This window comes from Vannielia sp. SX4 (assembly GCF_052828525.1).
On sequence record NZ_CM128247.1, the window covers coordinates 3,038,547 to 3,058,638 of the forward strand.

General features: G+C 66.4%; 14 protein-coding genes. 3 read left to right on the forward strand and 11 right to left on the reverse strand.

The window, feature by feature from the left end; translation table 11 throughout:
* Positions 1-3: 3 nt before the first annotated feature.
* From ACUXVX_RS15025 to ACUXVX_RS15050, 6 genes are all read right to left on the reverse strand, one after another.
* Positions 4-339 (reverse strand): glyoxalase superfamily protein, encoded by a 336-nt coding sequence (locus ACUXVX_RS15025; protein WP_446308923.1) that lies wholly within the window; start codon positions 337-339, stop codon positions 4-6.
* 35 nt (positions 340-374) lie between these two features.
* The gene (locus tag ACUXVX_RS15030; RefSeq protein WP_222468794.1) at positions 375-2,894 is read right to left on the reverse strand and encodes a penicillin-binding protein 1A; all 2,520 of its coding nucleotides are present in this window, start codon (positions 2,892-2,894) and stop codon (positions 375-377) included.
* A 372-nt stretch (positions 2,895-3,266) separates the two neighbouring features.
* Entirely contained in the window at positions 3,267-4,484 is a 1,218-nt protein-coding gene (locus tag ACUXVX_RS15035) for an N-acetylmuramoyl-L-alanine amidase (RefSeq protein WP_446308924.1), read from the reverse strand.
* A 252-nt stretch (positions 4,485-4,736) separates the two neighbouring features.
* Complete coding sequence (gene der, locus ACUXVX_RS15040) at positions 4,737-6,194, reverse strand: ribosome biogenesis GTPase Der (RefSeq protein ID WP_222468792.1); 1,458 nt, start codon at positions 6,192-6,194, stop codon at positions 4,737-4,739.
* A gap of 51 nt (positions 6,195-6,245) precedes the next feature.
* Positions 6,246-7,574, reverse strand: a complete 1,329-nt coding sequence (locus tag ACUXVX_RS15045; RefSeq protein ID WP_446308925.1) for an outer membrane protein assembly factor BamB family protein — start codon at positions 7,572-7,574, stop codon at positions 6,246-6,248.
* A 69-nt stretch (positions 7,575-7,643) separates the two neighbouring features.
* Entirely contained in the window at positions 7,644-8,297 is a 654-nt protein-coding gene (locus tag ACUXVX_RS15050; protein ID WP_446308926.1) for a hypothetical protein, read from the reverse strand.
* Positions 8,298-8,617: 320 nt separating this feature from the next.
* Here ACUXVX_RS15050 and ACUXVX_RS15055 point away from each other — a divergent pair, with 320 nt between their 5' ends.
* Positions 8,618-9,871, forward strand: a complete 1,254-nt coding sequence (locus ACUXVX_RS15055) for an efflux RND transporter periplasmic adaptor subunit (protein ID WP_446308927.1) — start codon at positions 8,618-8,620, stop codon at positions 9,869-9,871.
* Complete coding sequence (locus ACUXVX_RS15060; RefSeq protein WP_446308928.1) at positions 9,868-13,677, forward strand: efflux RND transporter permease subunit; 3,810 nt, start codon at positions 9,868-9,870, stop codon at positions 13,675-13,677. Before ACUXVX_RS15055 ends, ACUXVX_RS15060 begins: the two co-directional genes overlap by 4 nt.
* Before the next feature lie 398 nt (positions 13,678-14,075).
* On the opposite strand, the gene ACUXVX_RS15065 is transcribed toward ACUXVX_RS15060, so the two are convergent.
* Together ACUXVX_RS15065 and ACUXVX_RS15070 are read right to left on the reverse strand one after the other, a co-directional pair.
* Positions 14,076-15,878, reverse strand: coding sequence for an ABCB family ABC transporter ATP-binding protein/permease (locus ACUXVX_RS15065; RefSeq protein ID WP_446308929.1), 1,803 nt, complete (start codon positions 15,876-15,878; stop codon positions 14,076-14,078).
* A gap of 121 nt (positions 15,879-15,999) precedes the next feature.
* Positions 16,000-17,751, reverse strand: coding sequence for a LysM peptidoglycan-binding domain-containing protein (locus ACUXVX_RS15070; protein ID WP_446308930.1), 1,752 nt, complete (start codon positions 17,749-17,751; stop codon positions 16,000-16,002).
* A 147-nt stretch (positions 17,752-17,898) separates the two neighbouring features.
* On the opposite strand from ACUXVX_RS15070, the gene ACUXVX_RS15075 reads away from it, so the two are divergent.
* Positions 17,899-18,447, forward strand: a complete 549-nt coding sequence (locus ACUXVX_RS15075; RefSeq protein ID WP_446308931.1) for an LOG family protein — start codon at positions 17,899-17,901, stop codon at positions 18,445-18,447.
* On the opposite strand, the gene ACUXVX_RS15080 is transcribed toward ACUXVX_RS15075, so the two are convergent.
* From ACUXVX_RS15080 to ACUXVX_RS15090, 3 genes are all read right to left on the reverse strand, one after another.
* Positions 18,444-18,899 (reverse strand): host attachment family protein, encoded by a 456-nt coding sequence (locus tag ACUXVX_RS15080; protein ID WP_446308932.1) that lies wholly within the window; start codon positions 18,897-18,899, stop codon positions 18,444-18,446. The two genes, ACUXVX_RS15075 and ACUXVX_RS15080, sit on opposite strands and share 4 nt — an antisense overlap.
* Positions 18,896-19,102 (reverse strand): hypothetical protein, encoded by a 207-nt coding sequence (locus ACUXVX_RS15085; RefSeq protein ID WP_446308933.1) that lies wholly within the window; start codon positions 19,100-19,102, stop codon positions 18,896-18,898. Before ACUXVX_RS15085 ends, ACUXVX_RS15080 begins: the two co-directional genes overlap by 4 nt.
* 137 nt (positions 19,103-19,239) lie before the next feature.
* Complete coding sequence (locus tag ACUXVX_RS15090) at positions 19,240-19,839, reverse strand: superoxide dismutase (protein WP_446308934.1); 600 nt, start codon at positions 19,837-19,839, stop codon at positions 19,240-19,242.
* Between the last annotated feature and the right edge of the window lie 253 nt (positions 19,840-20,092).

A 20,092-nucleotide genomic window follows, 5' to 3' on the forward strand; every position in this document is an offset into this window, starting at 1 on the left:
GGATCAGAGATCGTGGTGGATGTGCAGCTGGTTGCCATCCGGGTCGGTCACGGTGAACTGGCGGAGGCCGTAGGGCATGTTCTGCGGCGCGGTCGGCTTGGCGGCAGCCATTGCGGCATGGGCGGCATCCACATCCTCGGCAAAGATCCACGCGACGCCGGGTGTGAAGGGGCCATCGACCTCGCGCAGGAAGAGCGCGCAGCGCCCATGGCTGACCGCCCCGATCCGCCCCTCCTCGTGGTGCCAGTTGGCGGTGAAGCCGAGCGCCTCCACATAGAAGGCCTGCGCCGCGGCCACGCTGCGCACCGGCAGCGCCGGAACGGCGGCATCAAGCTCCACGGGTCACCCCGCAGGCTGCGCCGCCGTGGCGCAGCTCAATAGAGGCCCCCGGAGCTGAGCGAACCAAAGCTCGCCTTGGGCGCAATCCGGGCCTTCTTGCCGGTCGAGGTGGTCACCGTGCGGGATTCGCCCTCGTCGCTCTCGCCCTGCGCGAACATCGGCAGATTGGCCCCCATCGCGAAGCCGCCGTCGAGGATCGCGGCCATGCCGAAGATCGGCTCCTCGCCCTCGCGGAAGTATTCCGAAACCACATGCGGGCCAGAGGCGCCGTCGCCCAGCCGGGCGCCGGTGAAGCGGTCGATCTTCACGAAGTAGCCCCCCGGCGGCACCTGGAACTTGCCGGCGCCGTATTTGGCGATGGCCGATTTCATGAAGCTGTTGAACACCGGCGCGCACATGCCGCCGCCCGAGGCGCCGGGCATGGTGCGGGGCCGGTCGTAACCGATGTAGCAACCCGCCGCGATGGTGTTGGTGAAGCCGATGAACCACACATCCTTGGCATCGTTGGTGGTGCCGGTCTTGCCCGCCACCGGCACGCCAAGGCTCACCGCGCGGCGCGCAGTGCCGCGCTCGACCACGCCCTGCATCATCGAGGTCAGCTGGTAGGCGGTGATCGCGTCGATCGCCTGCTTGCGGTTGGCGCTGATCTTGGGCAGCTCGCCCGGCGCCAGCGAGGCGACCTCGCAGCCGTCGCAGATGCGCTGGTCATGCCGGTAGATCGTCCGGCCCCAGCGGTCCTGCACACGGTCCACAAGGGTCGGCTCCACCCGCTCGCCGCCATTGGCGAACATCGAATAGGCCGAGACCATCTTGAACAGCGTGGTCTCCTGCGCGCCGAGCGCGTTGGCGAGGAAGGGGTCGAGCCGGTCATAGACACCGAAGCTCTCGGCATAGCTCGCCACGGTTTCCATGCCGACCTCCTGCGCGAGACGGATGGTCATCAGGTTCCGCGACTGCTCGATGCCGGTGCGCAGCGGCGTGGGCCCGTAGAACTTGTGGGAGGCGTTCTTGGGGCGCCACACGCCCTGCGGCGTGTTGATCTCGATCGGCGCGTCCACGACGATGGTGGCCGGGGTGTAGCCCGAGTCCAGCGCTGCGGCATAGACGAAGGGCTTGAACGACGAGCCCGGCTGCCGCGTCGCCTGCGTGGCCCGGTTGAACACCGAGTGCTGGTAGCTGAAGCCACCCTGCATCGCGAGCACCCGGCCGTTCTCCACGTCCATCGCCATGAAGGCGCCTTGCACGGCAGGCACCTGCCGCAGGGTCCAGCGGATGAAGGCACCGTCATCGGTCATCCGGCGCACATGCACCACGTCGCCACGCTCGAAATTGTCGTGGAAGTCGCCCTTGATCCAGGCGATGTCCTTGCGCGGCACGATGGGCGGCTCGGCGCCATCCATTGCCACGCCCTCGATCCCGAGCCCCAGCTCCTGATCGCCGACGCTGAGCACCACGGCGGGCAGCCATGTGCTCTCAAGCTCCACGTCCCGCGCGATCTCGACCGCCGAGAGCGCCTCGCGCCAGCTTGCCTCGTCGTCGAGCAGGGCCGCGTCGATGGTCTTGCCGGTGCCGCGCCAGCGCCCGAGGCCCCGGTCGTAGCGCTCCAGCGCGCGTTGCAGCTCCACCGCCGCCTTCTTCTGCAGCTCCGGGTCCACCGTGGCACGAATGGTAAGGCCGCCGCCAAAAAACTCTTCCTCGCCGAAGTTGCGGCTCAGCTGGCGGCGAATCTCGTCGGTGAAGTAATCGCGCGGCGGCAGGCTGCCCTTGAAGCTCTCGAAATCGCCATTCTGCACCGAGCGCAGCGGCATTTCGCGCTCGCTCTGGTACAGGTCGTAGGAGATGTAGCCGTTCTCATACATCTCCTTCAGCACGAAGTTGCGGCGGTTGGTCGCCAGCTCCTTGTCGCGCACCGGGTGATAGTTCGAGGGCGCCTTGGGCAGCACCGCCAGATAGGCCGCCTCATGCGGCTCCAGCTCAGCCAGCGTCTTGTTGAAATAGGTCTGCGCGGCAGCGGCCACGCCAAAGCTGTTCTGCCCGAGGAAGATCTCGTTCATGTAAAGCTCGAGGATCTTCTCCTTGCTCAGCGCCTGCTCGACGCGGGCGGCGAGGATGATCTCCTTGATCTTCCGCTCGGCGGAGCGGTCGGAGGAGAGCAGGAAGTTCTTCATCACCTGCTGGGTGATCGTCGATGCGCCGCGCAGCCGCCCACCCTTGGCCGCATCCACGGCGGCGGCGATCATCCCCATCGGGTCATAGCCCTTGTGGGAGTAGAAATTCTTGTCTTCCGCCGAGATGAAGGCCTGCTTCACCAGATCGGGGATCTCGCTGGAGGGGGCATAGAGCCGGCGCTCATGGGCGAATTCGTCCATGATCCTGCCCTCGCCGGAGTAGATCCGGCTGATGGTGGGCGGGGTGTATTGCGCCAGCTGCTCGTGGTTGGGCAGGTCGCGGCCATAGATCCAGAAGATCGCGCCAAGCATCAGCGCGCCAAAGGCGGCGCCGGTGGTGATCAGCGCGAAAAGCCCGCCGAAGATGCCGGTGAAGAATCTGAGCAACTGCCCGCTCCCGATGTGAACTCATGCTTGGTTTGAGGCCAAGTGTATACGGCAAGCGCGGTGACGAAGCAAAAGAGATTGCATGACAATTTCGGCCATTTGCCGCTCGCACGGTCACGGTTTTGCGAGGGGATACCGCCCCCCAAGCCGGGCAGCGCCGTCCCGCGGGGTGGCGCAAGCAACAGCTTTGCATGCCACTTTATGGTGCAACCGTCATCTTCCCCCAGAGGTGACTAGCAACCTCCCCCAAGCGCCGCCCCGGGGGACGGGACGGCGCTGCCCGGCGCCTTACGGCGCGCACCGGGCAAGGCATTCCGCATCACCGTACGCCCGCCCACACCGGGCAAGGCACCGCACTTCGCCCAATCCCCCCTACTGCCGCCGCAAAGCCCTCAACCGCGCATCCTCCGCCGCCCAGGCCGCAACCCCCTCGGCAATCCCGTCCGCCGCCTGCCGCCGCCACTCCGGGTTCTGCAACTTCTCCAACTCGCTCGTCGTCGACAAAAACGCCGCCTCCAGCAGCACCGCCGGAATGTCCGGCAGCTTCAGCACCGAAAAATCCGCAGCCCCCATCGGATGCTTGTGCAGCCGCACCCCTTTGCCGCGCAAACCGCCCACCATCGACCGGGCCAGCGCCAGCGTGCGCGGTGCGGTCTCGCGCCGGGCAATCTCCATCAGCGCCTGCGCCACCCGGTCGTCGGTCCCGCTCAGATCGGCCCCGCCCAAAATGTCATCGCGGTCATGCCGCCACGCCAGCTTGGCCAGCGCCTCCGAGCTTGCCTCTTCCGACAGCGTGTACACCTGCGCCCCCCGCGCGATCCCCTCCTCCACCGCATCGGCATGGAGCGACAGGAAGATATCCGCCCCCGCCCGCCGCGCGATAGTCAGCCGGGTCTCCAGCGACACAAAGCTGTCGTCCTCCCGCGTCATCACCACCTCGTAGTCGCCCGCCCTGAGCAGCGCCTCGCGCACGTCGCGGGCGAAGGCGAGCATCAGGTCGGCCTCCGTCACCCCGTCGCGGGTCGCGCCCGGGTCCACGCCGCCGTGGCCGGGGTCGAGCACCACCACCAGCGGGCCGCCCTCCGCCGGGCGGCGCTTGGGCGGCGCGCTGGCCGAGGGCGCCGGAAAGGCATCTGTGCCGCCCTGCCCGCTGGCCACCTGCGCGGCAAACTCTTCGTCGCTCACTGGCGCCAGCGCCACCTCGACCCGCGCCGAGCCATCCTCGGCCCCGGTCAACATCTGGGCGCTCTCCAGCCCCAACGGCGCAGAAAGCTCCGCCACCAGCCGGGTCCAGCCCGGACCCACGCGCCCAGTCCGCAGCGCCGCCACGTTTTCGAGAGACGACACATCTGGCCGCCCCAAGGCGCCAAAATCCACCTCGCGGAAATCCACCACCAAGCGCGGCGGGCCGTCCAGCAGCCGCACCCGGTAAGGCACCGGCTGCGAGATCGTCAGCCGCAGCACCACCTGCCGCCCGCTCTCCTCCAGCCCCGAGCGCGCCGGGTCGACCCGCGCCAAGCCCGAGAACCCCTGCGCCGAAGCCGCCACGCTCCACAGCGCCACGATGATGAAAAGGACTGCCGCCCGCATTGTTGCCCCGCTTGATCCCGGCCCTGCCATCTGCGGGCCCCGCCTGTTTTGCCCCGTTCTACACGAGGCCCGGCAGCGCACCAAGCGCGCGCAGATCACGGGGCCGCGACCCTCTCGCCATGAGAGAGTGCGCCCGGTTAACCGCCGCGACTTGTGCAAAAACCGCGTATGTATGGAATGTGCATCAGTTGTGCATGGGATGTGCATCCCCTGCATCACAGGGTTAACGGTGCCCCGTTAACCCTGATTTCCTCATTCGCCCAAGGGCTTCTTGCCCAAATGCTTGCGCAGCCGCGACGGCGTCGATTTGGTCTTGTTCTTGTAGGGGTTCGCATCGCCCTGCCCCCGGAAATACAGCCGGATCGGCGTGCCGGGCATGTCAAAGTCCTCCCGCAAGCCGTTGACAAGATAGCGTTTATAGCTCTCGGGCAGCTTGTCAGGGTGGGAACACATCACCACAAAGCCCGGCGGCCGCGTCTTGGCCTGGGTCATGTAGCGCAGCCGGATCCGGCGCCCGCCCGGCGCGGGCGGCGGGTGCTGTTCGAGCATCGAGATCAGCCAGTCATTCAGCTTGGCCGTGGTCACCCGGCGGTTCCAAACCTCATGGGCCTTCACCACCGCCTGCTGCAACCGGTCCAGCCCCCTGCCCGTCTTGGCCGACACCGTCACCAGCGGCGCCCCCTTCAGCTGCGGCAGCAGCTTCTCGAACGCCACGCGCAACCCCTTGAGCTTGGCCTGTTTTTCCGGCTCCAAGTCCCATTTGTTGACAGCCACCACCACGGCCCGACCCTCGCGCTCGGCAAGGTCGGCAATGCGCAGATCCTGTTGCTCGAAGGGGATCGCCGCATCGAGCAGCACCACCACAACCTCGGCAAATTTCACCGCCCTGAGCCCATCGGAGACCGAGAGTTTCTCCAGCTTTTCCTGCACCTTGGCGCGTTTGCGCATGCCAGCGGTGTCGAACAGGCGCATCGGCACGCCATCCCATTCAATCGCCAGCGAAATCGAGTCGCGTGTGATCCCCGCCTCGGGGCCGGTGAGCAGGCGGTCCTCACCGAGGATCGCGTTGATGAGGGTCGATTTGCCCGCGTTCGGGCGGCCCACCACCGCCACCTGAAGCGGCTTCTTTTTCGTGGGTTTCCAAGGCTCTGGCTCTTCGCCCTCTTCCACCGAAACCTCGGTTTCGGGGCTGTCATCCACCTTGTTAAGCGAAATTTCATCAACCACTGGCATCAAGGCGGCCAACAGGTCCGACATGCCCTCGCCATGCTCCGCACTCAGCGGGATCGGGTCGCCCAGCCCGAGGCTCCATGCCTCAACGATACCGCCCTCGGCCGCGCGGCCCTCGGCCTTGTTGCAGCCAACCAGCACATGGGCGTTCTTGCGGCGCAGGATATCGGCAAAGACCTCGTCGGTCGGCGTCACGCCCGCCCGCGCGTCGATGAGGAACAGGCAGATGTCGGCCATTTCCACCGCGCGCTCGGTGAGCTTGCGCATCCGGCCCTGCAGGCTCTCGTCGGTCGCCTCTTCGAGGCCGGCGGTGTCGATAACGGTAAAGCGCAGGTCGCCAAGGCGCGCCTCGCCTTCGCGCAGGTCGCGCGTCACACCGGGCTGATCGTCGACCAGCGCCAGGCGCTTGCCGACCAAGCGGTTGAAAAGAGTGGATTTTCCAACGTTGGGGCGGCCAACGATGGCAAGTGTGAAGCTCATGTTAACGGACCGGTGCTTAGGCGTAAGGGCGCCTCATACACCGCTTTGCGCTTAACGGAAAGCCACCAGTTGGCCCTTGCGGTTGACCACATAGAGCGCGCCCGCCACCACGATCGGGTTGCTCGCCGCGCCGCCGGGCAGCTCCACCGCCGAGACGAGGGCACCCGAGGTCGGATCGAAGCTGCGCAGCAGCCCGTCGTCCGAGGCCACCCGCAGCAGTCCGCCCGCCAGAACCGGGCCATAGTGGGCAACAACCGCCTTGCGGCGACGCTCCCGCCGGGCCGAGTAATCGGGCAGCTTGGCTGACCAGATCGTCTCGCCCGTGGCGGCGCTCACGCGCACCAGCTGGCTGGCATCTGTCACGTAAAACAAGGAGTTACCCGCAGGCCAGACCGGCGAATAGGCGCCATCCAGCGCGGTCCAGAGCCGCTCGCCGGTGTCCACGTTGAGCGCCACGGTGCGGCCCGATTGGGTGCCCACGTACACCGTGCTGCCCACCACCACCGGGTCGCCGGTGACATCGGTGTAGCCGGTATAGGCCCGCCCGCGCCGCTCGCCGGCGATGATCTCGGACCACGTCCGCACGCCCGAAAGCTTCAGCGCGCCCGTCACCTGGCTGTTGCCGAGCGGGAAGATCACAGAGCGGTCAGTCAGCGCAGGCCCTGCCCCGCCGGACATCACCGAAGGCGTCGGCGTGCCGGGCATCTCCCACTTGAGCCGTCCGTTGGAGGCTTCCACAGCAAAGGCCCGGTTGTCGCGGCTCACCACGTAAACCGTGCCGCCCTCGACCGTGGGCGTCCCCTGCACCGGCCCATCAAACCGCTGCCGCCAGCGCAGCCCGCCGGTGGCCACGTCGAGCGCAAGGAGTTCACCGTAACCGCTTGTGACGTATAGGGTATTTCCTGAAACAGCGAGCCCGCCGCCGGAGGCATCCGTGGTCCGATCCCGCGCCGGGGTGATGTCTGTCGACCAGATCACCGCGCCGCCGCTGGAGACGGCAGAGACCTGTGCCCGGCTGTCCATGGTGAAGATGCGGCCGCCCGAGGCCACCGGATCAGCGGTGATCCGGGCCTTCCGGCTGTCGCCCGAGCCAATGTTCGCTCGCCAGATCGCCTGCACATTCCGGGCCAGTGCCGGGTGCTGGATGCGGTGCTGCGGGCCACCGTTGCGGTGGGTCCATGAGCCGTGGTTGACCGGGGCGGGCAGCGAGATCGGCGCCGAGCCGCGATAGGTCGGGGCGGTCGCGCCGCCAATGTCGGCGACCCCGGCGGCCTCGCGAATGCCGATGCGCTTGCCGGGCAAAGGCTGCTCGCCCTGGCCACAGGCCGAAAGCAGGGCCAGGACCGTGCCTGCGGTGATCCACTTCGTTGCTGCTCTCACGGCGTGCCTTCCTTGCCCCGTCTCATCTCTCCGGCCCGCGCCTTCTTGAAGCTGCGGGCGCAGGTCCGATCAGCCCTCTTCGGGCTTTCCTCCCAGTGCCACAATCACTTGCAACAGCCGCTCTTGCAAGCCCCGGCTGAGGCCGTCTTCCTCGACCAGCGCCTGCGCCGCAGCCAGAGCGCCCTCCCGGTCGCCCGTCTCGATCAGCAGGTAGACCTGCTGCTCACGCGCCATCCGGGCCATCGGAGAGGCCGAAGCGGCGATCCGGTCGAGCAGGTCCTTGCGGGTGTCGGGCTCCACGGCCTCGGCCCCCAGCATCACCGCCTTCAGCCCGGCAAGGTCGCGCCACGGCTGCGGCAGGGAGGCGTCATTGGCCACCCCCAGCAGGGTCTCGGCCGCGCCCTTCGGGTCGTCCGCGCTTTGCGCCTCGGCGGCTTTCAGCAGGTCGAGCACGGCAGCAAATTCACCATCGGCTTCAAGGCCTTCGAGCGCGGAAAGCCGGGCCTCGCCCTCCTCCGCCTCGAGCGCCGCGAGCACCGCATCTCCGCGCGCTTCAGCCTCAGCCCGTGCGCTGGACCGCTGCCATTCGAACCACGCGGCGCCGCCGACCAGCGCCAGAATGATGACCAGAGGGATCCAGCCGTAGCGCCGCATCAGCGAAAACAGCCTGTCGCGCCGCAGCTCTTCGGTGACCTCGTCGATGAAGCTCTCGCTATCGCTCATCTGCCTGCCTTCTGTTCCCTGCGTCTTCTTTGCGCTCCGGGGTCTGCGCCCCGAAAGATCGGTGCTTCTTACCCGGAAACCCGCACCGATGCCAAGGGGATTGCAGCGCCCGCGCCCGGCCCTTGCCAGAGCGGCGCGGGCGCCCCTGTCAGGAGCGGTCAGGGCTGCGGGAACTGTTGCTTGCGCGGCGTCAAGCTTCCGTCTAATCTGAACCAAACGGTTCAGAACGCCGTATGGTCTTTAGGACTGTGCAGGTTTCTGCACCAGCGAAGGTTTGTCTGGGCGCGCCGGCGCCCCTTTGTTGCAAGGAAGGACCGGCCATGCGGCTGTTTTCGATCCTCATCGCGCTCTGCGTCGCAGCGGTGCTCTATCTCGCGATCATGCAGCGCGATCTGCTGCTCTCTGTCGCGGGCGGCGGCGATGCCGAAGAGGTACCGGTGGCCGAGGCCGAAGAGGCCCTCCGCTCGGTGGAAGAAGACGGCACCGGCGCGGGCGAGGCGCGGGTCGTTTCGGTCATGGCGCTGGAGAGCGTGGCCCGCGAGATCGACAGCGCGGTTGTCACCCGAGGCCGCACAGAGGCGGCGCGTCAGGTGGTCGTCCGGGCCGAGACGAGTGGCCAGGTGATCTCGGAGCCGCTGCGCAAGGGCGCCTTCGTGGAGACCGGCCAGATGCTCTGCGAGATCGATCCAGGCACGCGGCAGACCCAGCTGGCACAGGCCGAGGCGCAGCTTGCCTCCGCCCGCGCCGGGCTGCCCGAGGCCGAGGCGCGCGTGGCCGAGGCGCAGGCCGCCTTGGAAGAGGCCGAGATCAATGATCGCGCCGCCAGCCAGCTTTCGCAGGGGGGCTATGCCTCCGATACCCGCGTGGCAGCGACCCGGGCAGGGGTCTCCTCCGCCCGCGCCGCGGTGCAGGCGGCGCAATCGGGCGTCGAAGGGGCCAAGAGCCAAGTGCAAACCGCAGAGGCCGCCGTGGCCTCCGCCCAGAAAGAGATTGAACGGCTGACCATCACCGCCCCCTTCTCCGGCCTGCTGGAGAGCGACAGCGCCGAGCTCGGCGTGCTGCTTCAGGCCGGGTCCGACTGCGCCACCATCCTCCAGCTCGACCCGATCAAACTGGTCGGCTTCATTCCTGAAACCGAGGTGGGCCGGGTCGAAACAGGCGCCGGCGCCGGGGCGCGGCTGGCCACCGGCGATGAGGTCATGGGCGAAGTCACCTTCATCTCGCGCTCCGCCGATGCCCAGACCCGCACCTTCCGCATCGAGGTGCAGGTGCCCAACGCCGACCTCGCCATTCGCGATGGCCAGACAGTGGAGATCGCCATTTCCGCCGAGGGCGCGCAAGCCCACCTGCTGCCGCAATCCTCGCTCACCCTCGATGATGACGGTCTGCTCGGCGTGCGCTGGGTCGACGCCGAGAACATGGCCCGCTTCGCCCCGGTCACCGTGCTGCGTGACACCGTCGATGGCATCTGGGTCACCGGCCTGCCTGAGGCGGTCACGGTCATCACACGCGGGCAGGAGTATGTGGTGGACGGTGTGCCGGTGAAGGTCACCCTCGAGGAGCTGACCCAATGACAGGTATCGTCGACTGGGCCGCCGCCCGCGCCCGGATGATCCTCGCCTTCGTGGCGATGTCGATCCTCGTGGGCTGGGCGACCTATCTGAGTCTGCCCAAGGAGGGCGAGCCGGATATCGAGATCCCGGCGGTCTTCGTCTCGGTCCCCTTCCCCGGCATCTCGGCGGCGGACGCCGAGAAGATGCTGGTCAAGCCGATGGAAACCGAGCTTTCCGACCTCGACGGACTCAAGACCATGCAGGGCGTGGCCACCGAGGGCTACGCCAACGTGGTGCTCGAATTCGAGTTCGGCTGGGACAAGTCGGCCACGCTGGCCGATGTGCGCGCCGCGATGAACACTGCCGAGGCCAACTTCCCCGAAGGGGCCGACAATTACACCATCGGCGAGATCAACTTTTCCGAGTTCCCGATCATCATCGTCAACCTCACCGGCGCCCTGCCTGAGCGCACCTTGGTGAAGGTCGCCAAAGACTTGCAGGATAGCCTTGAAGGTCTGGAGCCCGTGCTGGAGGCCAGCCTCGCCGGACACCGCGACGAGATGCTCGAAGTGGTGATCGATCCGCTGAAGCTGGAGAGCTACAACGTCACGGCCGGTGAGCTTATCTCTGTCGTGCAGAACAACAACCAGCTGATCGCGGCAGGCGAGATCGAAACGCCCACCGGCGCGTTTTCGGTCAAAATTCCCGCCAGCTTCGAGACCAGCCAGGACGTGCTGAACCTGCCGGTCAAGGTGAACGGCGACAGCATCGTCACGCTCGGCGATCTGGCCGACATCCGCCTCACCTTCGAAGACCGCACCGGCACCGCCCGATTCAACGGGGTCAACACGGTGGCGCTGCAGGTCTCCAAGAAGAAGGGCTACAACATCATCGACACCGCCGCCGCGATCCGCGAGACGGTGGATGCCGAGATGGGGAAGTGGCCGCCGGAGCTGCGCGATGCGATCCGGGTGGGCACCTCCAACGACCAGAGCCGGGTGGTGAAGTCGATGGTGAGCCAGCTCGAAGGCTCAGTGATGACCGCCATCGCGCTGGTGGCCATCGTGGTGCTGGCCGCGCTCGGCATCCGCCCCGCCATGCTGGTGGGCATCGCGATTCCGATCAGCTTCCTGCTCTGCTTCGTGTTCCTCTCGATCATGGGCATCACCGTGTCGAACATCGTTATGTTCGGCCTGATCCTCGCCGTGGGCATGCTGGTGGATGGCGCGATCGTCGTGGTGGAATACGCCGACAAACGCATATCCCAGGGCGTCGGGCCGATGCACGCCTATGTCGAGGCGGCCAAGCGGATGTTCTGGCCCATCGTCAGTTCCACCGCGACCACGCTCTGCGCCTTCCTGCCCATGCTGTTCTGGCCCGGTGTGGCCGGGCAATTCATGGGGATGCTGCCGGTCACCCTGATCTTCGTGCTCTCCGCCTCGCTTCTGGTGGCGCTCGTGTATCTGCCGGTGCTCGGCGGCGTCTCGGGCCGGATGAGCCGGATGTTCCACAATGCCTCAGAGGGCCTCCGCCGCTTTCCGTGGTGGGTGCGGGCCGTGCTGGTGGTGCCTGCGCTCTACCTGCTCTTCATCGCCGCGCTGCAGTGCATCAACCCCGGCTACCTCTTCGGCGGCACCTCCCCCTTCTCCGGCTTCATGGCCGCGCTACCGGGACTGCTGCTCTTCATCGCCGCCGCCTTCCTCGCCACCATCACGCTGGACGCCGCCCGCATCGAGCGCCGCGCCAAGCGGGTCAAGGCCGGCCACCGCCGCTCGCCTTTCGGCTGGGTGATCAAGATGATCGCAGGCAACCCGATCATGCCGCTCGTCACCATCGGGGCCGTCGGCTTCTTCGTGATCTTCACCTTCGGCTACTACGGGGCCAACAACAACGGCGTCGATTTCTTTGTCGAGAGCGAGCCTGAGCAGGCCATCGTCTATGTCCGCGCACGCGGCAACCTCAGCCTCGAGGAGAAAGACGAAATGGTCCGCGAGGTCGAGGAGGCGATGAGCCATATCCCCGGCATCGAAAGCGCCTTTGCCTTCGCTGGCGAGGGCGGGCTGAACTCCAACACCGGCGGCAGCCAGTCGCCGCTGGACACCGTGGGCCAGATCCAGCTGGAGCTGATCCCGTGGGAGGACCGCCCCGAATACGCACGCACCCATGACGTGACCCTCGCCGAGCTCGATGGCGACGTGATCCTTGAGAAGATTGAAGAGGCGGTGCTCGACATCCCCGGCATCCAGCCAGAGATTCTCAACCTCGCGATGGGCCCCGGCGCGGGCAAGCCGATCCACCTTCGGCTGTCGGGCAATGACTTTGCCGCGCTTGAGGAGTCGGTCGCGACCGTCCGCGCCAAGCTCGAGAGCCTGCCCGGCGTCATCGACCTTGAAGACACCACCCCCCTACCCGGCATCGACTGGCAGATCGACGTGGATGTCGAGAAAGCCGGGCGCTACGGCGCCGATGTGGCCACCGTTGGCGCGATGGTGCAGCTGGTGACCCGCGGCATCCTGCTCGACACCATGCGGGTGGACAGTTCGGATGAAGAGATCGAGATCCGCGTGCGCCTGCCGCGGGAAGACCGCGTGCTCTCCACCCTCGACGAGCTGAAAGTGCGCACGGCAGATGGGCTCGTGCCGCTGTCCAATTTCATCACCCGCAAGCCGGTCGCCAAGATCGGCCGGATCGACCGGGTGGACCAACGCCGTATCTACGATGTGAAAGCGGATGTGGCCCCCGGCCTGACCAAGCTGGTCGAAGGCGAGGGCGCCGAGGCCACCACCCTCGCCGTTGTGCCCGCCGAGGAGGCCGATGCGCTGATCGCCCCCGGCGGCCGCTACGCCGGGGCCAGCAAGGTCTCGGTCAATGCCAACGAGCGCATCGCCGTGCTGACCGAGTGGCTCTCGGGCGAAGAGAGCCCCCTGCCCACCGGCATCGACTGGGAGTGGACCGGCGATCAGGAAGACCAGGAAGAGAGCCAGGCCTTCCTCGTCAGCGCCTTCGGCATGGCGCTGGGGATGATGTTCGTGATCCTGCTGGCGCAGTTCAACAGCTTCTACAACGCCGTTCTGGTGCTTCTGGCCGTGGTGCTCTCCACCGCCGGGGTGCTCTGGGGCATGCTGCTGCTCGGCCAGCCCTTCTCGATCATCATGACCGGCACGGGGATCGTCGCCTTGGCGGGGATCGTGGTGAACAACAACATCGTGCTGATCGACACGTATCAGGAGTTCTCCGCCTATATGCCAAGGCTCGAGGCGGTGATCCGCACCGCTGAGGCGCGGCTGCGCCCGGTGCTACTGACCACCATCACCACAATGGCGGGCCTGACCCCGATGATGCTGGGCCTCAGCCTCGATTTCATCAACGGCGGCTACTCACTCGATAGCCCCACCGCGCTCTGGTGGAAGCAGCTGGCCACCGCCGTCGTCTTCGGTCTCGGCACCGCAACAATCCTCACACTGGTCTTCACCCCGTCGATGCTGGCACTGCGCATCTGGGCCTCCAAGGGCGCCTATTGGGGCCTTCGGAGCGTCGGCAAGGTGGCCCTCGGTCGCTCCAGCCGCGTCGCCCGCGATGCCTCGCTCGCCCGCGCCGCCCGAAAGGTGAAAAGCCCCGAGATCATCTGGTCCGAAGAAGAGGCCCCTGTAGTGGAGGCCGAGGTGGAAGAGGGTAAGGGCGCGCCGGAGGTGCCGGAGGAGTCTTCCGCCGAGCCTGAGGCAGCGGCTTTGACCGATGAGCCGACGGCCGATGCCGATGCGGAAGACGCGAAGGACGAAGGCAAGGACGGCACCGGCAAACCGCCCCACATCCGCGCAGCCGAATAGCCGTGCCGCATCCTGCTTCGGAGCCCTCCACTGACGACAGAGCGGATGCGCAGCATCTGCGGAGTCGGGGTCGCCTGACACCCCAAGGGACGGCGGGCCGACCGGGGTCAATGAAAATCGCCGAGGGCCCCCTCCGGGGATACGGCTCTTTTCGTTGATGCCGGGCGGCACGTCGGCCATCCCGGGGTCAGGTGATGGAAGGCGCGCAAGCAGGTTCCTGCTTTGGTGAGTCCAGAGCTGAAACCACACCAGCCACAAGCGCAGGCCGGGCATGGCGCGGCGGGGTGGGTGCCTCTCGGGCATCGCTTCGCGATACCCTGTCGGCCCGGTGCCCGCTTTGCGGACCCCGCTGGCGGGAGCTGCGACATACCCGGCCGCACCTCACCCCAAAGCGCAGGTCAGGCCGCCTCTTCGCGCAACTGCTGCGTCCAGAGCGCCGCATACTTCCCGCCCAGCGCCAAAAGCTCCGCGTGAGTACCCCGCTCGGCGACCTCTCCGGCATCCAGCACGATGATCTCGTCGGCGCCCGCCACGGTGGAGAGGCGGTGCGCGATGGTCAGCACCGTGCGCCCCTCCGCCGCCCGCGCCAGCGCGCCCTGAATCTGCTGCTCCGTCTCCGTGTCCAGCGCCGAGGTCGCCTCGTCCAGCAGCAGGATCGGCGGGTTCTTCAGCATGGTGCGGGCAATGCCCACCCGCTGCTTTTCGCCGCCCGAAAGCTTCAGCCCGCGCTCGCCCACCATGGTCTCGTAGCCCTGCGGCAGGCTCTCGATGAACTCGTGAATACGGGCGGATTTGGCCACCTCGACAATCTCCTCGAAGCTCGCCTCGGGGCGGCCATAGGCGATGTTGTAGAGGATGGTGTCGTTGAACAGCACCGTGTCCTGCGGCACCACCCCGATGGCGGCGTGCAAACTTTCCTGCGTCACTTCGCGAATGTCTTGCCCGTCGATCCGGATCGCCCCGCCGGTCACATCGTAGAAACGAAAGAGCAGCCGCCCGATGGTGCTTTTGCCCGCGCCCGAGGCCCCCACGATGGCAAGGCTTGCACCCGCAGGCACAGTGAAGCTGACGCCCTTCAGGATGGCCCGCTCGGTATCATACCCAAATCGCACGTCATCAAAACGCACCTCGGCGCCGGCCACCTGCAAGGCCCCTGCCCCGCCTGCATCCTTCACCTCGGCGGGCTGTCCCAAAAGGGCAAACATCTCGCCCATGTCGGTCAGCGCCTGCCGGATCTCGCGGTAGACAGAGCCGAGAAAGTTGAGCGGCACGGTGATCTGGATCATGTAGGCGTTGACCATCACGAAGTCGCCCACCGTGAGCGATCCGTTCTGCACGCCCAGCGCCGCCATCACCATCACGGCCACCAGCCCGCCGGTGATCAGCACCGACTGACCGAAGTTCAGGAAGCCCAGCGAGTAGTTGGTGCGGATCGCGGCGTCCTCATAGCCCGCCATCGCGCTGTCATACCTTTCGGCCTCGCGCCGCTCGGCGCCGAAATACTTCACCGTCTCGAAGTTCAGCAGGCTGTCGATCGCCTTCTGGTTCGCATCGGTGTCGCTGTCGTTCATCTGCTTGCGAATGCGCACCCGCCACTCGGTCACCGCGAATGTGAACCAAACATAGAAGGCGATGGTGACGACGAGCACGCCGAGGTAGCGCAGGTCGAAGACCCAGGCCAGCACGACGCAGACAAGCACCAGCTCCAAGATCAGCGGGCCGATGGAAAACAGCATGAAGCGGAGCAGGAACTCCACACCCTTCACCCCGCGCTCGATGATCCGGCTGAGGCCCCCGGTGCGGCGCGTGATGTGATAGCGCATCGAGAGCGCGTGGATGTGGTTGAAGGTCTCCAGCGCGAGGCGGCGCAGCGCCCGCTGGCCGACGCGGGCAAAGAAGGCGTCGCGCAGTTGCTGGAAGCCCACGGTGAGCAGCCGCGCCATACCATAAGCCACGGTGAGCGACACCGCCGTGAGGCCGATGAGAAGGCCGGTCGAGGGCGTATCGCCCGCAAGATCGTCCACCGCCGCCTTGTAGAAGAACGGCGTGGCGACCGAGATGAGCTTGGAGACCAGCAGTGCTACCAGTGAGAGCACAACCTGCACACGCAGGCTGGTTTGCCCCTCGGGCCAGAGGTATGGCGCCACACGGGCGATGATCTGCCAGCCACTGCCGGGCACGTCTGGGGTTGGCTTGGCCATAGGCCTGGCGCACCTCTCGGGGTCGTGAACGTTTCGGCGAACCTAAGGCGCCCAGCCGCCGCGTCCAGTGCGATTGCAGCGCGGCCTGCGCAATGCGGGTTTGGCTGGCTTCCTTTGCCCGTCAGTCCGGCAAGTCGAAGATCTGACCGGGGTAGATCAGGTCGGGGTCGCGGATCTGGCCCTTGTTGGCCTCCAAAACCTTGTGCCACGACATTCCGTCACCGTAGCGGTCGCTGGCGATGGCCCAGAGCGAGTAGCCAGGCTGCACCGTGATGACCGACACTGCGAGCCCCTCGGGCGTGCCTGCTTCGGGCGCGGCACGGGCCAGCGATGCTTCGGTCTCGCGCAGGAACGGGGTTTCGAACCGGCCGGTCACCTTGCCGTCCTGCGCCAGTTGATCGACTCGCAGGGTGTATGTGCCGGGGTCGACATCGCTCAGTTCCGCCTCCCATGTACCATCGGTATCGAGCGGGGCCAGCGCGACCGGCGCGTTGTCGAGGTAGATCCTCAGGTCCGCCGGCCCGCCGGTGCCGCGCCCCGAGAGGGTGACGCCGCCCTGAGAGTAGCCGATGGTTTCGACCCGGAGCGGTACCTCGGCGGCCTCGGCAGAGGGTTGCAGCACCCGCAACCCCTCGTTCGACGCCACCAGAAGCTGCGGCTCGCGCGGGGCTGCTGGTGCCATGGCCTCTGCTGTGGTGGCACTCGCGATCGCCTCGGCGGGCGCGGTCTCGGGGGTTTCTGCCGGGGGCAGTTCGGTGGTTTCTGCTGTGACTTCATCTTCACTGGCCGTGGCCACATCAGCTGTTTCCGCCGGGGTGGCCGGCTCATCAGATACAACAGCCGTCGCAGTCTCCCCAGAGGTGTTCGTTGGGGCTTCCGCCACAGCCGCCGCCACCGCCTCCTCACTGGCCACTGGCTCAACATCAGAAGCAGCCACCTCCGGGCTGCCCGCCTCCGGCGCGGCGAGGTCTGGCGCGTCGGGCGAAGGGTTTGCGGCAGCCTCAGTGCCTTCGGGCAGGTCGGCCTCATTTGCGCCAGTTTCGGATTCAGACAGCGCTGCTGTTTCAACCTCCTCATATGCTGACGCGGCATCGGGCTCTGCGGTTTCCTCCACCGCGATGTCACCGGCCTCCGCGGTTTCTTCTTCGTCCGGCACTTCGGCAGCACGGTCATCCGTCTCCGCAACGGCCACGGCAGCAGGCGCGACGATCACACTTGCCTCGGAGCGTCTCTGCCCGCTTTCGCCGTCAGCCTGCAGTGTCAGAAACCGGGCGTCCGCGCCGGGTTGGATATCAGTGAGGATGACAAAGGCGCCCTGACCGTCCGCCTCGGCCTCGGCAACCGCCGTACCGTCGAGCATCAAAGTCACCCTGTCGCCCGGGCCCGCGCTGCCTGCGATCACTGCCGACCCGTTTGGCTCGATCCGGACCAAATCGAAAGCAGGGAGCGGTGCGGATGGTGTCTCATCGGCAGGGTTGCCAGCAGCCAGTGCCTCCTCAACCTGTTCTTCGGGCGCCTCGGCTGAAGCCTCATTCTCCGCCTCTAGGTCAGGCTCAATCGGATCGGCTGGCACGGACTCTTCGCCACCCTCGCTGTCGGCGGCAATCTCACCAGAGGTGTTGGCAATATTCTCGCTGAAGTCTTTGCGATCTTGCCCGGCCTCAACCGCAGCGGCTTCCACACCGTCCTCGGTGTCAGCCCCATCGCCGCCCGTTGCAGGAGTTTCGGCAGCGTCCACCACCGCCTGTTGACCGGCGTCAGGCGCCACAACTCCGCTGCCTTGCCAGAGCCAAAGCCCCACACCGGCCAGCGCCAGAACCGCAGCCGTCAATGCTCCCCGCAGCACGGGAGAGAGGGTCTTCCAAGCCGACATCGCCCTTCCTCGATCCAGCCTCATCAGGCCCGCCTCGGAGGGCGGGTTGAGCAAGCATAGCCATCCCGGTATCACCGGTCAAAACACTCCGCCTGCATGACAGCTCTTTTCAGCACGCCTTCCCACTCATCTGCCCAGGATTCCGACATGACAGCTCCCCTCTCCCTCTGCGTCTATTGCGGCTCCCGGGATGGCAACGACCCGGCCTATGCCGATGCCGCCGAAGCGCTCGGCAAGGCGATTGCCGATCACGGCTGGCGGCTGGTCTACGGCGCGGGGGACGTGGGGCTGATGGGCCGCGTGGCCCGAAGCGCGCAGGCGGGCGGGGCTGAGACCTTCGGCGTGATCCCGACCCACCTGCTGCAACGCGAGGTCGGCAAACGTGACCTCACCACCTTCATCGTCACCGAAACGATGCACGAGCGGAAGAAAGTGATGTTCATGAACGCCGATGCGGTGGTGGTCCTGCCCGGCGGCGCAGGCTCGCTCGATGAGCTTTTCGAGGTGCTGACCTGGCGCCAGCTCGGGCTGCATGCCAAGCCGGTGTACCTGCTGAACGTCAACGGCTACTGGAACAAGCTCACCGAACTGGTTGAGCACGTCGTCGCCAGCGGGTTTGCCGGCGACGACCTTCTGGGATTCTATCAGGTGGTGGGCAGCGTCGAGGCGCTCACCGAGGCTGTCGAGGCACTCTAGGCCTCGGCCATCTCGCCCTTCACCAGCTTCTCGATCTCGTCGACCGGATGGTTGGTGAGGGTCTTCGGCACTTCGAATACGACCTTGTCGGCCACCTCCTTGTGCATGACCTTCCGCAGCTCGCCAAGCACCTGCGGGGCGCAGGCCAGCACGATGCGGTCGAACTCGCCCTTGTGCGCCTTGGCGTAGAGCAGGTCCGCGAGGTCATGGGCAAAGCGCTCCTTGGCCAGCTCGTGCCAGTCGGTATCGTCCAGGGCCGAGCGTTGGCCGTGGCCCACATCGGGCATCCGGCCCGGCCGGTTGGCGCCCTGCTCGCGGTCGGAGGGGTTTTCCTGCCGTTCCTTGCCGGTCACCACCAGATAGGGGTCTTCTCCATCGGTGACGTTCTCCAGAAACAGCGCCTTCTCGCTGTCGGCGACGAGCACCCACGTGCCTTGGCTCAAGCGGCTCATTGATCAGCCTCCTCTTCTTCCATCGATTTGGTCACGCGGGTCGCGCCCGCCGGGCGCTCAAACGCGCGCTTCAGCTCATCCTTGGAGCCGACCTGACGGGCCAGTCGCCCGCCCTCGCGCCCGCCGTGAGAGACTTCGCCCTCGGCGCCAAGCACCTTGTCGGTATCGCGGCTCATGTCATTGGATCGTTTGCGTTCTGCCATCGTGTTTTCCTCCTTTGGAGGATCAACGGGCAGGCGCCGGGGCAGGTTCCGCCAAATGAAAGGCGCGACGCCCGCGTGGGACATCGCGCCTGATGGTCTTTCACAATCCCGCGCCAAGAGGCGCAGGGCCTCGGGGCTTACATCCGCGAGGCGACGTTTTCCCAGTTCACCAGCTTGTCGAGGAAGTTGCTGAGGTAGGCCGGGCGCTTGTTGCGGAAATCGATGTAGTAGGAGTGCTCCCACACGTCGCAGCCGAGCAGCGCGGTCTGGCCAAAGCAGAGCGGGTTCACGCCGTTCTCGGTTTTGGTGACCTTGAGGCCGCCGTCGGTGTCTTTGACCAGCCAGCACCAACCGGAGCCGAACTGGCCTGCGCCAGCGGCAGAGAACTCTTCCTTGAACTTGTCGACCGAGCCGAAGCTCTCGGTGATCGCTTTTTCAAGCTCACCGGGCATGGCGCCCTCGCCCGGGCCCATCATCTCCCAGAACTGGTTGTGATTCCAGAACTGCGAGGCGTTGTTGAAGATGCCGTTCTGAGCCACGGCGGAGGCGTCATAGGTGCCCTTGATGATCTCTTCGACCGATTTGCCTTCCCACTCGGTGCCGGCAATCGCCTTGTTGCCGTTGTCGACATAGGCCTTGTGGTGGATGTCGTGGTGATACTCGAGCGTTTCCTTCGACATGCCGAGATCGGCAAGGGCGTCGTGCGCATAGGGGAGATCGGGGAGTTCAAAAGCCATGGCTGGGTCCTCTCTGTCCTTGAGGTTTCGTTACCGGGATAAAGAGGGCGACTGGGGGCGAGGTCAAGGGCAGGTCCGGGCAAAACGCTGTGGCGGCTGCGCAATTATTGTCTCGGATCGGGCGACAAGCCTGCCCCGAGGGGTGACTTCATTGCCCTATCGCGTATGGTGGCAGCCAACCGGCCAGAGCTGCCGGACAGCAGCAGGGCCGCGCCGCAAAAGGCGGCCATTGAACGGGCGTTAACCCCTCGCC